Here is a 16057-nt window from a genome sequence, read left to right as displayed (position 1 = left end):
ACGACGAGGCCCGGTCCACCGTGAGGGGACCGGGCCTCGTCGTACCGTGCAGTCGGCGGACCGACCGTCACGTCGTGCTGTGAATCGGCTCTGCGCTCAGCAGGCGTCAGCGGCGATCGACGTCAACGACGTCGACCCGCACCGGACCGTCGACCGACAGGGCTCCGATCACCGTGCGCAGCGCGCGGGCAGTGCGCCCGCCTCGCCCGATGACGCGTCCGAGGTCCTCGGGGTGAACCCGGACCTCGAGCAGCTCGCCCCGGCGCAGCGGCTTCGCGTTGACCCGGACCGCGTCCGGGTTGTCCACGATCCCGCGCACCAGGTGCTCGAGCGCCTCGCCGAGCATCAGGCCTGCTCTTCGGCTGCCTCAGCCGCGTCAGCGGACTCGACCGGAGCAGCGGACTTCTTCTCGGCAGCCTTGGCCTTGGCCTTCTCGGCGTCCTGAGCGGCAGCCTCGATGGCAGCGGCCGGGTCGACCTTCTCGCCCTTGACGCGCAGGGTGCCCTCGGCACCCGGCAGGCCCTTGAACTTCTGCCAGTCACCCGTGATCTTGAGGAGCACGAGCACCTGCGGCGACGGCTGCGCGCCGACGCTCAGCCAGTACTGCGCACGCTCGGAGGAGATGTCGATGAGCGACGGCTCCTCGGTCGGGTGGTACTTGCCGATCTCCTCGATGACGCGACCGTCGCGCTTGGTGCGCGAGTCGGCGACGACGACACGGTAGTACGGCGCACGGATCTTGCCGAGACGCTTCAAACGAATTCTGGTGGCCACTGTGGTGGTCTCTCCTGGTTCTGGGTGAGGTGACCCGTGCGTCCTCCCGGTGGGGACCAGGCGAGCACGAGGTCGGGACACGGCGTAGCGCGGAGAGAGGGGCCGGGCACGCCGAGTACCCGGCTATTGTGCCAGACCAGACAGCGTGCGACCAACCCGTCCTTCGAGGACCCGTGTCACACGAGACGACTCCCTCGGACCGGTGCGAAAGCCCTCAGACCGGAGACACCACCCCCACCCACCACGCACGGCGCGCCCAGGCGAGGGCCCCACCCCTCAGACCGGAGACACCAGTTCCCCGCGCAGCACCACGGCCTTCGGGTGCCGCAGCACCTCGATGTTCTCGCGGGGGTCCTCCGGGTAGACCACGAGGTCCGCGCTCGACCCCTCGACGAGCCCGCCGTAGCCCAGGAACTCACGCCCCTGCCAGCTCGCGGCCGCGACGACGTCGGCCGTCGGGACGCCCGCGGCCACCATCTCCGCGCACTCGTCGGCGATCCGGCCGTGACCGAGGGTGCCGCCCGCGTCGGTGCCGACCAACAGCTGGATGCCGGCCTCGTGGAGCTGGCGCACCTGCTCGTACCGACGCTCGTGCATGTCGCGCATGCGCGAGGCGAAGAGCGGGTACTTGCCCTCGGCCTGCCGGGCGATGTTCTCGAACTCGGCGACCTGCAGGAGCGTGGGCGTCACGGCGATGCCCCGCTCGGACAGCGTGTACATGTCGTCCGGGTGGATCCCGGTGCCGTGCTCGATGCAGTCGACGCCCGCGGCAAGCAGCGAGGGGACGACCTCGCTCGAGAACGCGTGGACCGTGACGCGCGCGGCCTCGGCGTGCGCGACCGCGACGGCCTCGGTGAGCACGTCCTGCGGCCACAGGGGGCGCAGGTCGCCGTCGGCGCCGAGGTCGCGGTCGATCCAGTCCCCGACGAGCTTGACCCAGCCGTCCCCGGCGCGCGCCTCCTGGCGCACGACCTCGGGGAGCTGCGAGACGTCGTCGAGTTCGAGACCGAAGTTGCGCAGGTAGCGCTTGGGGCGCGCGATGTGGCGCCCCGCCCGCACGATACGCGGCAGGTCGCGGCGCGACCGGACCCACCGGGTGTCGAGCGGGGACCCCGCGTCACGCAGCAGGAGCACGCCGCTGTCGCGGTCCGCGACGGCCTGCGCCTGTGCGGTCGCGTTGTCGACCGGCCCGTCAGGACCGAGACCGACGTGGCAGTGCACGTCCACGAGCCCGGGCAGCACCCAGCCCTCGATCGCGACCATGTTCGTGCCCTGCGCGGACGGGCGGGTCAGCGTGACGTGGCCGTCCTTGACCCAGAGGTCGGAGACCTCGCGGTCGTCTCCCAGGAGGATGCGACCTCTGATGTGCAGCGAGGGGCCTTCCAGCGCGGACATCGGTCTCCAGGTTCTCGGACGGTCGGGGTGCGTCCGTCGCGCCGCCGGACGGGCCGGACCACGGTGTCGGACGAGGTGTCGGACGAAGGTCGGGTGTGAGCCACCGTGACCTGCAGGACATAACCTAGCGCGCTAGCGCCCCAGGAACTTCTCCAGGTCGGGTGGGAGCTGCAGGTCGGTCGCGTCGGTCGACTTCTGGGGGGCCTTCGCGCCACCCAGCCCACCGAACGCTGCACCGGGCGCTGCGGGCGGCGCGGCAGGGCCGCCCAGCGCGCGCGCCTGGCGCGCGGCCTCCTCCGCCGCCCGCTTGGCCGGGTTGCCGGACTTCGCCTTGCGCCCCTTGGCCGGGGGCGCGACACGCCCACGGGCCTTCTTGCCCCCCATGCCCGGCAGGTTGCCCATGCCGGGCATGCCGGGCATGCCTCCGCCGCGGCTCATCTGGCGCATCATCTTCTGCGCGCCCGCGAACCGGTCGAGGAGCTGGTTGACGTCGCTCGTGGTGACACCCGAACCACGGGCGATGCGCGCACGGCGCGACCCGTTGATGATCTTGGGGTTCTCGCGCTCGCCCGGCGTCATCGAACGGATGATCGCCTCGATGCGGTCGACCTCGCGCTCGTCGAAGTTGTCGAGCGCCTCGCGCATCTGCCCCATGCCCGGCAGCATGCCGAGCATCTTCTTCATGGAGCCCATGTTGCGCATCTGCTGCATCTGGACGAGGAAGTCCGCGAGCGTGAAGTCCTGGCCCGTGGCCACCTTCTCGGCCATCTTCGCGGCCTGCTCGGAGTCGAACGCTTTCTCGGCCTGCTCGATGAGGGTGAGCACGTCACCCATGTCGAGGATGCGCGAGGCCATGCGGTCGGGGTGGAAGGCCTCGAAGTCGGTGAGCTTCTCACCGGTCGAGGCGAAGAGGATCGGGCGGCCCGTCACACGGGCGACCGACAGCGCCGCACCACCGCGCGCGTCGCCGTCGAGCTTCGACAGGACGACGCCCGTGAAGTCGACGCCCTCCTCGAAGGCCTTGGCGGTCGCGACCGCGTCCTGACCGATCATGGCGTCGATGACGAACAGGATCTCGTCGGGGTTCACCGCGTCGCGGATGTCCGCGGCCTGGCGCATGAGCTCGGCGTCGACGCCGAGGCGGCCCGCGGTGTCGACGATCACGACGTCGTGCTGGCGCTGGCGCGCGGTCTCGACGCCGTCGCGCGCCACCTGGACCGGGTCGCCGACGCTCGTGCCCGACTCGCCCTCGGAGCCCTGGTTGCCGGGCAGCGGTGCGTAGACCGGCACGCCCGCGCGCTCACCCACGACCGACAGCTGGTTGACCGCGTTGGGGCGCTGGAGGTCCGCGGCGACGAGGAGCGGCGTGTGCCCCTGCTCGCGCAGGTGCAGCGCGAGCTTGCCCGCGAGGGTCGTCTTGCCGGCGCCCTGGAGGCCCGCGAGCATGATGACGGTCGGCGGGTTCTTCGCCAGGCGCAGGCCGCGGCTCTCCCCACCGAGGATCGCCACGAGCTCCTCGTTGACGATCTTGACGACCTGCTGGGCAGGGTTGAGCGCGCCGGAGACCTCGGCCGACAGGGCCCTGGACCGGATGGCACCGGTGAAGTCCTTGACGACGGGTACAGCGACGTCAGCGTCGAGGAGCGCGCGCCGGATCTCACGGATCGTGGCGTCGATGTCCGCCTCGGAGAGACGGCCCTTGCTCCGCAGGTTCTTGAAGGTCGACGTCAATCGATCTGACAGCGTGGCGAACACCGCGTCATCCTTACCGCTCGTGAATCAGGGAAGTGCCCAGCCTACCGGTCGGGGGCGCCGGCTCGGGCAGCACGGCCCGGGTCGCAGCCGTGAGGTCGTCCACGAGGCGTGCGCGCCACGAGGTCCAGGCCGTGGGGCCGAGCGATGAGGAGTCGGCCTCGGTCAGCGCGCGCAGCACCTCGAGCAGGTCCCGTCGGTGCCCGACGGCGTCGGCGAGCTCGGCGACGGTCGCCGGGTCGTCCGGGTCCGCCGAGACGGCGAGACGCGAGAGCGTGAGGTGGTGCCGCACGAGGCGCGCGACGTCGTCGGGCACCCCGTCCTCGAAGCCCATCCGGTGCAGGATGCCCGGGACGAGCCGCGCGCCCTCCTCCGAGTGGTCGGACGCGCCACGCCGCTTGCCGCTGTCGTGGAACAGCGCCGAGAGCAGCAGGAGGTCGGGGCGTGCGACCTCCTTCCGGTCGCGCGCGGCCCGCGCGACCGTCTCGACGAGGTGGCGGTCGACCGTGTGCCGGTGGATCGCGGCGCGCTGCGGCCGGTTACGCACCCCGGCCCACTCGGGGATCCAGGTCGTGACGACCCCCGCGAGGTCGAGCGCCTCCCAGACCGCGACCTGCGCATGACCGCTGCCGAGCAGCGAGAGGAAGGCCGCCCGCGCCGCGGCGGGCCACGGTTCGGGGAGCGGTGGGCAGTGCGCGAGGCTGCTCACCGAGACGGGCGAGAGCGTCAGGCCCGTCCGTGAGGCCGTCGCGGCGGCGCGCAACGACAGCATCGGGTCCGTCTCGGGGTGCGCGTCGATGGCCAGGACGAGCTCGCCGTCGTGCTCGACGAGCCCGTCCCCGACCGACCGCAGCCGGGGCGCGGCCCGTCGGCCCCGCACGAGGACCGGGCGGCGCGTGGTGCTCGGCCGCTGGAGGGCCTGGCGGGCACGGCGGACCGTGGTGTCGAGCGCGTAGGAGATCTCGCGCCCGGAGGCCGCGAGGCTCGCGAGGAGCTCGTCGGGGTCGTCGTACCCCGTGAGCGCCGCGACCTCGTCGAGGTCCGCGAGCAGGAGCTTGTTGGTGTGCCGTCCCGTGACGACCTGGATCGCGTCGCGCACGTCGAGCAGGTGCGCGTGGACCCGGTCGACCGTGCCGTGCGGCCGGTCCGTCAGCCAGGTCGCGGCCAGGGCCGAGAGCACCACGGCGTCACGGATCCCGCCACGCGACTCCTTGAGGTCGGGCTCGATCAGGTACGCGATCTCGCCCGACCGCTCGGCCCGCTCCTTCGTCGAGGACAGGAGCTCGGGCAGGCGGCGCCGCGAGGCGGAGCGCCAGTCCGTGAGCACGGCCGACGCGGCCCGGTGCACCACGAGCGCGTCGCCCGCGACAGGGCGGACGTCGAGCCACCCGACCGCCGCCGGGACGTCCTTGGACGCGACCTGGCGGCACTGGGACAGCGACCGCACCGCATGGTCCAGGTCGACGCCCTCGTCCCACAGCGGGTACCAGAGGCGTTCAGCGATCGCCGCGACCTGCTCGGCCGAGTGGCTGCGACCGTCGTGCACGAGCACCAGGTCGAGGTCGCTCGCGGGCCCCATGTCCGCGCGCCCCAGGCTCCCCACGGCCGCGAGGGCCACGCCCTCGGTGCTCGTGCCGGCCGTGGCTTCCTGCCAGAGGGCCGTGAGCCGGTCCGTGACCAGGGCGCAGACCGCCGAGCGGCGAGCCACCCCCGAGCTGCCCGGGCCGCTCAGGTCCCGGGCCACCGCGAGCATCTCGGCCCGGAGGCCCCGCACCCGAGGTGGGTACGGGGCCTCCGCCGGTTCGCCGGACCCCTGGGGGGTCCCTTCGTGCGCTGCGCCGGTCATCTCGACCGCGCCCCCTGCTGCACCGCTGACGACACCATGCCGTTCTCCTGTCCGGTCCGGGTCACCTAGAGGGCGCCGGCGCCGTGCTCGCCCGTGCGGACACGGGCGACGTCGTCGACCGTGACCGTCCACACCTTGCCGTCGCCGATCCGCCCGGTCTGGGCGGCCTTGACGATCGCCTCGGTGACCGTCGAGGAGTCCTCGTCGTCCACCAGGACCTCGATGCGGACCTTGGGGACCAGGTCCACGGTGTACTCCGCACCGCGGTAGACCTCGGTGTGGCCCTTCTGCCGGCCGTAGCCGCTGGCCTCGCTGACCGTCATGCCCCGGACCCCTGCGGCCTCGAGCGCGGACTTCACGTCGTCGAGACGGTGCGGCTGGATGATTCCTGTGACGAGCTTCATGCCCTGACCTCCTGGATGACACGACCCTGTGCGATGGTCTCGTATGCGGTCTCACCGTGCTCCGCGAGGTCGATCCCGCCGACCTCGGCGTCCTCGCTGACCCGCCAGCCCATCGTCACCTTGATGACGAAGCCGATGACGAACGTGAGGACTCCGGAGAAGATCACGGCCGCGAGGGCGATGACGACCTGGATCACGAGCTGGTCGATCCCGCCGCCGTAGAGCAGGCCCGTGTCCGTGCCCAGCAGACCGATGAGGACGGTCCCGACCAGGCCGCCGACCAGGTGGACGCCGACGACGTCGAGCGAGTCGTCGTAGCCGAAGCGGTACTTGAGACCGACCGCGAGGGCGCACAGGACACCGGCGACGGCGCCGAGCGCGATCGCGCCGACCGGGTTGACGGCCGCGGCGGCCGGGGTGATCGCGACGAGGCCCGCGACGATGCCGGACGCGGCACCCAGGCTCGTGGCGTGCCCGTCGCGCAGACGCTCGGTGAGCAGCCAGGCGGCCATCGCGGCGCAGGTCGCGACCGTGGTGTTGACCCAGGCCAGGCCCGCGACCTCGTTGGCGGCGCCGGCGGAACCGGCGTTGAAGCCGAACCAGCCGAACCACAGGAGCGCCGCGCCCAGCATCACGAACGGGAGGTTGTGGGGACGCATGGGCTCCTTGCCGAAGCCCTTGCGCTTGCCGATGATCAGGGCCAGCACGAGGCCCGCGACACCCGCGTTGATGTGGACGACCGTGCCACCGGCGAAGTCGATCGGGGCCACGTTGGCGATCCCGTCGGTCACGCCGTAGATCGCCGCCGCGATGCCGTTCTCGCCGGCACCGAGGATACCGCCGCCCCACACCATGTGGGCGAGCGGGAAGTAGACGAGCGTCACCCAGACACCCGCGAAGACGAGCCACGCGCCGAACCGCGCACGGTCCGCGATGGCGCCGCTGATCAGGGCGACCGTGATGATCGCGAAGGTGGCCTGGAACCCTGCCGCCACGAGAGCCGGGACGCCGCTGCCTGCCAGGAGGCTGTTGGCGTCGTCGGTCAGGGGGGCCAGACCGAAGAACTCGGTCGGGTTGCCGAAGATGCCGGCCACGTCGGACCCGAAGGTCATCGAGTAGCCCCAGAGCACCCAGATGATGCCGACCACGGCGATCGCGCCGAAGCTCATCATCATCATGTTGAGGACGCTCTTGCCGCGGACCATGCCGCCGTAGAAGAACGCCAGGGCCGGGGTCATCAGCAGCACCAGAGCGGCTGACGTCAGGAGCCAGGCCGTGTTTCCAGTGTCAAGTTCGAAGGGCATGCGCTGTCGCCTCTCACCTCGCCAGCCGGGCGGCCGGACAGGTCAAGAGTCGTCCAGCGGCGTTTCCCTGCGACTGTCGCGCGGTTACGCGGGTGTGACGTGGTGCACTCGTGTGTAAACGTTGCGTTACCCGGGCTCGTCGAGGCCCGCCCAGGCCCGCCCAGGCCGGCCCGGCGGCGTCCTCGCCCCCGGGCCGGCCGGGGGTTCAGTCGCCCAGGAGACCGTCGACGAACTCCTGCGGGTCGAACGGGGCCAGGTCGTCGGGGCCTTCGCCCAGGCCGACGAGCTTGACCGGCACGCCCAGCTCGCGCTGGACCGCGACCACGATCCCGCCCTTGGCCGTGCCGTCGAGCTTGGTCAGCACGATGCCCGTGACGCCCGCGATCTCCCCGAAGACACGTGCCTGGTTGAGCCCGTTCTGGCCCGTGGTCGCATCGAGCACCAGGAGCACCTCCGACAACGGCGCCTCCTTGGTGATGACGCGCCGGATCTTGCCCAGCTCGTCCATGAGGCCGGCCTTGTTCTGCAGCCGGCCCGCGGTGTCGACGAGCACGACGTCGACGCCCTCCTCCCGGCCCTGACGGACCGCGTCGAACGCGACGGCGGCCGGGTCCGCACCGTCCCGGTCCGAGCGCACGGTGCGCACGCCCACGCGCGCGCCCCAGGTCTCGAGCTGGTCCGCCGCGGCGGCGCGGAAGGTGTCGGCGGCACCGAGCACGACCGTGCGGTCCTCGGCGACCAGGACGCGCGCGAGCTTGCCCACGGTCGTCGTCTTGCCCGTGCCGTTGACACCCACCACGAGCACGACGGCGGGCAGCCGGGACCCGTCCTCGGCCGTCTGCGGGGCCGTGGCGAGCGAACGGTCCATGGTCGGGTCGACGAGCGCCACGAGCTCCTCGCGGAGCAGGGCGCGCACGCTCGCGGCGTCGCGCACGCCCAGCACGCGCACCCGCGTGCGCAGCGAGTCGATGAGCTCGCCCGCGGGCCCGGCGCCGACGTCGGCCAGCAGCAGGGTCTCCTCGAGCTCGTCCCAGTCGTCCTCGGTCAGGTGGTCCCGAGAGAGCACGGCGAGCAGCTTGCTGCCGAGCGGAGAGCCCGAGCGTGCGAGGCGCCCGCGCAGGCGCGCGAGGCGGCCGCCGACCGCCTCGGGCACCTCGACCGCAGGAGGCGCCTCGAGGTCCGAGGGCGCCTCGGCCGTCGCCACACCGCCGCCCTCGGCGGCCTCGGCGGGTTGCTCCCCGGGAGCGTCGCGCTCGAGCGTGGTCGTGCCTGACGGGGCAGGGGGGAGGGAGTCGCGCGACCCCGAGCGACGACGGACGCCGAGGAAGCCGAGCCCGAGGACGACGAGGACGGCGAGGGTGATCCAGAGCCAGAGGAGATCGTTCACCGTCGAAGTGTCTCAAATCCGGGCGCGACGTGCGGGCAGGCGGGCCAGCAGTCCTCGCATGCGCCCGAAGAGGCTCAGTCCTGCGGGAAGACCGGGGGGGTGCCGGTTGCGGGCGCAGACGGGACGGACGGGACGGTCCCCGTGGCGGGGCGGCGCACGCCCGCGCTGTGCAGCGTGTGGGTCGCGCGCTCGCGGGCCCGGTGCAGCACGTCGGTGATCTCGTCCGCGTCGATGTACGCGGGGTCGTCGACCTCGGTCGCCGCGAAGAACTCGTCCATGCCCGTGTCCACGGGCACGACCGCCGAACCGTCGGTGCGCTCGTCGCGGCGAGAGCGACGCCAGGAGGTGAGCCCAGACACGAAGTCGCGCCAGAAACCCTTGAGGCCGACAGGCGGCCCCGTCCGGTCGTTGCGGTCGTCGATGCGCGTGACGACGCTCGCGAACAGGAAGACGACGACGGCCGCCACGAGCGCGATCCCCAAGAACACGAACATCCAGAACATCGTTCGATTATCACGGGAGAACGGCCCGGCGACCTTCGCTGCGGCGGCGAGTCCGATGTTCGGCACAGCATCTTCACGGGACCAGGTCCGCGAGGTGACACAGGACACGCCCACGGGTGCCGCCCGCCACGCCGCCGTCCACCCTGCCCTCAACCGTGCCTCGGTCGAGCGCGCCCGTAGCCACGACCCACCACCTGCCGTGGCTACGCGGGGACCTCGTCGCGCAGCCGCTGGCTGATGACGGTCGTGACCCCGTCTCCCCGCATGGTGACCCCGTACAGCGCGTCGGCGATCTCCATGGTGCGCTTCTGGTGCGTGATGACGATGAGCTGAGAGTCCTCCTGGAGCTCGCGGAAGATCTCGAGCAGACGGCCCAGGTTCACGTCGTCGAGCGCGGCCTCGACCTCGTCCATGACGTAGAACGGGCTGGGACGAGCCTTGAAGATCGCGACCAGGAGCGCGACCGCCGTGAGCGAGCGCTCGCCGCCGGACAGCAGCGACAGCCGCTTGACCTTCTTGCCCGCGGGACGCGCCTCGACCTCGATACCCGTGGTGAGCATGTCGTCCGGGTTCGTCAGGACGAGCCGCCCCTCGCCACCCGGGAACATCCGACCGAACACGTGGACGAACTGCTCGGCCGTGTCGTGGTAGGCCTCGGTGAAGACCTGCTCGACGCGCTCGTCGATCTCCCGGACGATCTCGAGGAGGTCGGCTCGCGACTTCTTGAGGTCGGCGAGCTGGGTCGTGAGGAACGTGTGCCGCTCCTCGAGCGCCGCGAACTCCTCGAGCGCGAGCGGGTTGACCCGGCCGAGCTGGCCCAGCGCCCGCTCGGCCGAGCGGAGCCTCTTCTCCTGCGCGGCGCGCACGTACGGCTCGGTCACGGGCTCGCCGTCCTCGTCCTCGCGGACCGTGCCGTCCTCGGCGAGGACCGGCACCGGGCGGTCGGGCCCGAACTCGTCGAGCAGGACCTCGGGGTCCAGGCCGAGCTCGTCGACGCTGCGGCCGTGGAGCTGCTCGATCCGCAGCTGCTGCTGGGTACGAGCCACCTCGTCGCGGTGCGCCACGTCGGTCAGTTCGCGGAGCCGGCCCGCGAGCGCGTCGACCTCGGCCCGCCGTGCCGAGACCGCCTGGTCGAGCTCTCCCCGCGCTGCCTCCGCCGTGTCGCGCTCCTCCCGGGCCCGTCCGAGCGACCGGTCGAGCGCGGCGAGCGCGACCTGGGCGCCGTCGCGGACCGCCTCGGCACGCTCGGCCTGACGCACGCGCGCTGCCTCCCGCGCCGCCGCGCGCTCGCGGGCGGCACGCTCGGTCGCCGCCGCACGGGCCAGCGACTGCGCGCGCCCCGTCAGGGCCCGCGCACGTTCCTCGCTCGTGCGCAGCGCGAGCCGCGCCTCGGTCTCGGCCGCCCGTGCAGCGGTCGCGAGACCGTTCGCCCGGTCGCGCTCGGCCGTCGCGGCGGCGACCGACTCCTCGGTCTGCTCGGGCGCCGAGGCCGCCTCGTCGTGACGTGCGACGAGCCCCGCGAGCTCGGTCTGCTCGGCCACCAGCATGGCCTGCGCCTTCTCGAGGGAGGCGCGCACCCGGGCCGACTCGGCCGCGGCCGAGCGCGCCGTCGCGCCCAGGTGTCCCAGCTGCTCGGCGACCGCGGCCAGGGCCGCGTCGGACTCGTTGAGCCGGTCCAGGGTCGCGTCGTAGCGCTGCTGCGCCTCCTCGGCCTCCTCGAGCGCGCCCACGAGGGCGAAGCGGGTCCGCTCGCCGCGCGCGACGGCGTCGTCCCGCGCCGTCTGCGCCTCGTCGAGCGCCGACTGCAGGTGCAGGACGCTGGGCGCGGTCGCCGAGCCTCCCCAGGCGCCGTGCGCGCCGAGCAGGTCGCCGCCCCTGGTCACGGCGGTGACCTGAGGCGACGACGCCACGAGGGCACGGGCCTGCGCCAGGTCGTCGACGACGACCACGCCGTCGAGCAGGAGCTCCACCGCCGAGGCGACCGACCTCGCGGGCGTGACGACGTCCGCGGCCCACGCGGCGCCGTCGGGCAGGAGGACGGACCGAGAACTCACCGTGCCCTCGACGGGCGCTCCCCCGCCCACCACGAGGCTCGCTCGCCCGGCGTCCTCCTGGCGCAGGTGGCGCAGCGCGTCGACGGCCGCCTCGAGGCTCTCGACCGCGACCGCGTCCGCGGCCGGCCCCAGGGCGGCAGCGATCGCGTCCTCGTACCCCGTGTCGATGCTCAGCAGCGCCGCGAGCGAGCCGAGAGCCCCCACCTGGTCGGCTGCGAGCAGCGCGCCCGCGCCGTCCTTGCGGACCAGGCTCATCTCGAGCGTCTCGACGCGGGCGCTCCAGGTCGCGCGCTCGCGGTCCGCGGTCTGCTCCTCCTCGCGCAGCCGTGCGACCACGGCCCCGGTGCGCTCGACCGCGTCGGCCGCCTCCTCGTGCTCGGCGTCCAGGCCCTCCTCGCCCTCCTCGACGCCCACGACCTGCGTCTCGAGCGTGGCGAACTCGACGTTCGCCTGGTTCCCCCGCCGCTCGGTCTCCGCCAGCGACTCGCGCAGGCGCCCGATCTCCGCCTCGGTCGCCTCGACGCGCGACCGCCGAGCGGCGACCTGGCCGGCCAGGCGCGCGAGGCCCTCACGGCGGTCGGCGGCGCCCCGCAGCAGCGTCGCGAGGGCCCGCTCGGCGACCTGCGCCTGCTCCTCGACCGCCGTCCGCTCCCCCACGGCCGCCTCGAGCGCGGCGCGCGCGACCGCGACCTCCGACTCGAGCTCGAGCTCGGCCGCCCGGGCCCGCGCGGCCTGCGCGTCCAGGTCGTTCGGGTCCTGTCCCCGCTGCACCGTCTCCGGGCGTCCCAGCAGGCGCAGGCGCTCGGCCGCGAGGGTCCGTGTCCCGCCCAGCCGCTCCGTGAGCGAGGACAGGCGGTACCAGACCTCGCTCGCGCGGGCCAGGGCGGGCGCGGCCTCGGCCGCCTGCGTCTCCAGGGCCCCCAGCGCGTCGCGCGCGGCCGCGAGCGACCGCTCGACCTCACCCTGGCGGGCCCGCAGCGCCGACTCGTCCGCGATCTCCTGCTCGAGCGTCGCGGTGAGCTGGGCCAGGTCGTCCGCGAGCAGCCGCGCCCGCGCGTCGCGCAGGTCGCGCTGGACCACCTGTGCCTTGCGTGCGATCTGCGCCTGGCGTCCGAGCGGGCCCAGCTGACGCCGGATCTCGGCCGTCAGGTCCCCGAGCCGCGTGAGGTTCGCCTGCATCGCGTCGAGCTTGCGGAGCGCCTTCTCCTTGCGCTTGCGGTGCTTGAGGACGCCGGCGGCCTCCTCGATGAAGCCGCGCCGCTCCTCGGGGGTCGCACGCAGCACCGCGTCGAGCTGCCCCTGACCCACGATCACGTGCATCTCGCGCCCGATGCCCGAGTCCGACAGCAGCTCCTGGATGTCCAGGAGCCGACACGACGACCCGTTGATCGCGTACTCCGAGCCGCCGTTGCGGAACAGCGTCCGGGAGATGGTCACCTCGGAGTACTCGATCGGCAGCGCGCCGTCGGTGTTGTCGATCGTCAGGGACACCTCGGCACGCCCGAGCGGAGGGCGGCCCGTGGTCCCCGCGAAGATGACGTCCTCCATCTTGCCGCCGCGCAACGACTTGGCGCCCTGCTCGCCCATGACCCAGGACAGGGCGTCGACGACGTTCGACTTGCCCGAGCCGTTCGGTCCCACGACGCACGTGACCCCGGGCTCGAAGCGCAGGGTCGTCGCCGACGCGAACGACTTGAACCCGCGAAGGGTCAGGGTCTTGAGGTGCACGGGTCAGAGCCTAGTGCGACGTGGCGGGTGAACCGGGGAGGTGACGGTCCGTTCCGGCCCGGCCTCGGACACAGGCAGGCGCCCCGTCGAAGGACGGGGGCGCCTGTCTGCAGGGTCCGTGCCGGCGGTGCCGGGCGTCAGCGGGTCGTGCGGGAGCTGCTCAGAGGCCCGGGAACCAGAGCGCGATCTCCCGCGCGGCGGACTCCGGGGAGTCCGAGCCGTGGACCAGGTTCTGCTGGACCTTCAGGCCCCAGTCGCGCCCCAGGTCACCACGGATGGTGCCGGGCGCGGCCGCGGTCGGGTCGGTCGTGCCGGCGAGCGAGCGGAAGCCGGGGATGACGCCCTGGCCCTCGGCGACGATCGCGAGCGTCGGGCCCGAGAGCATGAAGTCGACCAGCGGCTGGTAGAACGGCTTGCCCTCGTGCTCGGCGTAGTGCGCCGCGAGGAGCTCGGGGGTGGCGTCCAGGAGCTGGACGGCGGCCAGGGTGTAGCCCTTGGCCTCGATACGGCGGAGGATCTCGCCCGACAGTCCACGGCGGACGCCGTCGGGCTTGACCAGGACGAGGGTGCGCTCGATGGTCTCGGAGAGCGCGTCGGCCAGTGCGGGGGCTGCAACATCAGTCATGCGCACGACCCTACCGGCCCTGCTCACATGTTCGGCGCGGTCTCCGGGTGCTCTGCGTCGTACTCGGCACGCTCACGGTCGATGCGCCCGCCGAGGCGCAGCGAGACGATCCACAGCACCACGAAGATGCCGCCCACGAGGAACATCAGCGGGACGGCGAAGCCGCACGCGATGACGGGGATCTGCACGGCCGAGCCCGCGACGTACCCGCCCGGCCCGCCGACCATGCGGCTGAGCAGGAGCAGGACGACGATCAGGGTGCCGCCCACGATCCAGATCGCCGGCCCCGAGGGCACCTGCATCTTGTCCGGCCACGCGTAGGGCACGTTGCGCAGCCCGTACGCGACGAGGGTCGCGAACAGGATCAGGAACGCCTCCAGCATCAGCGTCGTCGACGTGAACTGGATCTTCGCGGACTTCTTGGCCTTGATGCGGGGCGCGTCCGCCGCGCCCTCCGCCGTGGGGGCGGAGGACGCGACGGACCCGTCGACCGGTTCGTTGGTGGAGCTCACGGGGTTCAGTTTACCGGCGCGTCCTGGCGGGAGGATCCGCCCGCCGGGTCGTCGCCCGTGGGGATGGTGGCACCGTCGGGCCCGACGACGTCGCGCACCGGCGCGTCCGTCCCGCCCTCGACCAGCGCGCCCTTCGGGTCGGCGATCGCCTCGCCGCGCGCGACCATGCCGGCCTCGCCCGAGAGCTTGACCTCCTTGAGGAAGAGCGCGAGCACGAAACCGACGACCACGAGCGGCACGAGGTACCAGAACGCCGGGGCGAGCGCGTCCGTGAACGCGTCGATCACGCCCGTCTTGACGGGCTCCGGGAGGGCCTGGACCGCGGCGGGGGTCAGGCTCGACGCCTCTCCCCCACCCGTGGCCGCGCCACCGGGGATGACCTCGGCGAGGTTGGCCGACAGCCGCGTCGTGAAGATCGTGCTGAAGAGCGCCGTGCCCACGGCGGCGCCGATCTCGCGGAAGAAGTTGTTCGCGCTCGTCGCGGTCCCGATCTCGTGGGGGTCCACGGAGTTCTGGACGGCCAGCACGATGGTCTGCATGACGAGCCCCATGCCGGCACCCATCACGAAGATCATGGCGCCGAACAGGACCATGGACATGTCGCCCGTGATCGTCGTGAGCCAGATGATGCCCGCGGTCGTGATCGCGAGGCCCACGACGGGGTAGATCTTGTAGCGGCCCGTCTTGGTGATCGCGAACCCGGACCCGATCGCCGTGATCATGACACCGACCATCATGGGGAGCATGAGGAAGCCGGACTCGGTCACGCCTGCGCCGGTCGACATCTGCAGGAACGTCGGCAGGAACGCCAGCGCGGAGAACATGCCCATGCCGAGCACGAGGCCGATGAGCGTCGCGATGGTGAACGTGCGGTTCTTGAAGAGGTGCAGCGGCAGGAGGGGCTCCTCCGCACGCCGCTCGACCACGATGAACAGCGCGATCGAGGCGAGGGTCGCGGCGACCATGCCCAGGAGCTTGGGGTCGGACCAGTCGTAGCCCCGGCTGGAGGTCAGCGACTCCCAGCTCGTGAGCAGGACGATCCCCGAGGTCCCGACGACCAGGAAGAAGATGCCGGCGACGTCGATCTTGCGCCCCGAGCGGTGGCTCGGGAGCTTGAGCGTGAACCATGCGACGAGGAACGCCGCGATGCCGATCGGGACGTTGATCCAGAAGGCCCAGCGCCAGCCCGGGCCCTCGGTGAACCAGCCGCCGAGGAGCGGACCGATCACGGCCGCGATGCCGAACAGGGCGCCCATGGGTCCCATGTACTTCCCGCGGTCCTTGGCCGGGACGATGTCCGCGATGATGGCCTGCGACAGGATCATGAGGCCACCGCCACCGAGGCCCTGGACGGCTCGCCACGCGACGAGCTCGGGGAACGTCTGGGCGAAGCCCGCACCCGCGGACGCGATGGTGAACAGGCCGATCGCGACGAGGAACGGCCAGCGGCGTCCCCACAGGTCGCCGAACTTGCCGTAGAGGGGCATGACGATCGCGATCGCCAGGATGTAGGCCGTGATGACCCACCCCTGGTGCTCGACGCCGTGCAGCTCGCCGACGATCGTGGGCATCGCGGTGCCGACGATCGACTGGTCGAGCGAGGACAGGAACATGCTGGCCATGAGCGCGCCGAAGATCAGCCAGACCGTGCGCTGCGTCAGCACGATGAGCGGCTTGCCGTTCTCTGCAGACGCGCCGGCCCCGGTCGGCGCGGCCGACGTGGTGGAGCGGGAGGTGGACATGAGGGATCCGTTCGGGTGGGGTCAGATCGGT

General features: G+C 72.5%; 13 protein-coding genes. All 13 read right to left on the bottom strand.

From position 1 onward, the window contains the following. Positions 1 to 106: 106 nt before the first annotated feature. The 13 genes from ACIPWA_RS03930 to ACIPWA_RS03870 all read right to left on the bottom strand — a co-directional run bounded on the left by ACIPWA_RS03930 (position 107) and on the right by ACIPWA_RS03870 (position 16026). A complete protein-coding gene (locus tag ACIPWA_RS03930; RefSeq protein ID WP_030150613.1) occupies positions 107 to 346 on the bottom strand; it encodes an RNA-binding protein in 240 nt (79 codons plus the stop codon). Beyond that, complete coding sequence (rpsP, locus tag ACIPWA_RS03925; protein ID WP_056648668.1) at positions 346 to 774, bottom strand: 30S ribosomal protein S16; 429 nt, start codon at positions 772 to 774, stop codon at positions 346 to 348. The genes ACIPWA_RS03930 and rpsP overlap by 1 nt, the downstream gene beginning before the upstream one ends. A 276-nt stretch (positions 775 to 1050) precedes the next feature. After that, complete coding sequence (locus tag ACIPWA_RS03920; protein WP_056648666.1) at positions 1051 to 2169, bottom strand: amidohydrolase family protein; 1119 nt, start codon at positions 2167 to 2169, stop codon at positions 1051 to 1053. A 132-nt stretch (positions 2170 to 2301) separates the two neighbouring features. Beyond that, a complete protein-coding gene (gene ffh / locus ACIPWA_RS03915; protein ID WP_400288244.1) occupies positions 2302 to 3924 on the bottom strand; it encodes a signal recognition particle protein in 1623 nt (540 codons plus the stop codon). A 10-nt stretch (positions 3925 to 3934) separates the two neighbouring features. Next, the gene (locus ACIPWA_RS03910) at positions 3935 to 5767 is read right to left on the bottom strand and encodes a [protein-PII] uridylyltransferase (RefSeq protein WP_400288242.1); all 1833 of its coding nucleotides are present in this window, start codon (positions 5765 to 5767) and stop codon (positions 3935 to 3937) included. A gap of 65 nt (positions 5768 to 5832) precedes the next feature. Further along, positions 5833 to 6171 (bottom strand): P-II family nitrogen regulator, encoded by a 339-nt coding sequence (locus ACIPWA_RS03905; protein WP_056648660.1) that lies wholly within the window; start codon positions 6169 to 6171, stop codon positions 5833 to 5835. Further along, positions 6168 to 7475 (bottom strand): ammonium transporter, encoded by a 1308-nt coding sequence (locus ACIPWA_RS03900; protein ID WP_068625620.1) that lies wholly within the window; start codon positions 7473 to 7475, stop codon positions 6168 to 6170. Before ACIPWA_RS03900 ends, ACIPWA_RS03905 begins: the two co-directional genes overlap by 4 nt. A gap of 205 nt (positions 7476 to 7680) precedes the next feature. After that, the gene (gene ftsY / locus ACIPWA_RS03895) at positions 7681 to 8862 is read right to left on the bottom strand and encodes a signal recognition particle-docking protein FtsY (RefSeq protein ID WP_400288239.1); all 1182 of its coding nucleotides are present in this window, start codon (positions 8860 to 8862) and stop codon (positions 7681 to 7683) included. A 74-nt stretch (positions 8863 to 8936) separates the two neighbouring features. Beyond that, a complete protein-coding gene (locus tag ACIPWA_RS03890; protein ID WP_400288238.1) occupies positions 8937 to 9365 on the bottom strand; it encodes a hypothetical protein in 429 nt (142 codons plus the stop codon). Positions 9366 to 9568: 203 nt separating this feature from the next. Then, positions 9569 to 13147, bottom strand: a complete 3579-nt coding sequence (gene smc, locus ACIPWA_RS03885) for a chromosome segregation protein SMC (RefSeq protein ID WP_400288236.1) — start codon at positions 13145 to 13147, stop codon at positions 9569 to 9571. 160 nt (positions 13148 to 13307) lie between these two features. Beyond that, the gene (gene ndk, locus ACIPWA_RS03880; RefSeq protein ID WP_056648652.1) at positions 13308 to 13772 is read right to left on the bottom strand and encodes a nucleoside-diphosphate kinase; all 465 of its coding nucleotides are present in this window, start codon (positions 13770 to 13772) and stop codon (positions 13308 to 13310) included. A gap of 23 nt (positions 13773 to 13795) precedes the next feature. Then, positions 13796 to 14284: a DUF4233 domain-containing protein gene (locus tag ACIPWA_RS03875; protein WP_255354249.1), complete on the bottom strand. Its 489-nt coding sequence runs from the start codon at positions 14282 to 14284 to the stop codon at positions 13796 to 13798. A gap of 5 nt (positions 14285 to 14289) precedes the next feature. After that, a complete protein-coding gene (locus tag ACIPWA_RS03870) occupies positions 14290 to 16026 on the bottom strand; it encodes an MDR family MFS transporter (RefSeq protein WP_400288233.1) in 1737 nt (578 codons plus the stop codon). Positions 16027 to 16057: the final 31 nt, after the last annotated feature.

The sequence above is a fragment of the Oerskovia enterophila genome, assembly GCF_044748475.1.
In the GTDB taxonomy this organism is placed as follows: Bacteria; Actinomycetota; Actinomycetes; order Actinomycetales; family Cellulomonadaceae; genus Oerskovia; species Oerskovia enterophila.
The sequence above is the reverse complement of the archived record's forward strand: the minus strand, read 5'-3'. Positions and strand labels throughout refer to the sequence as shown.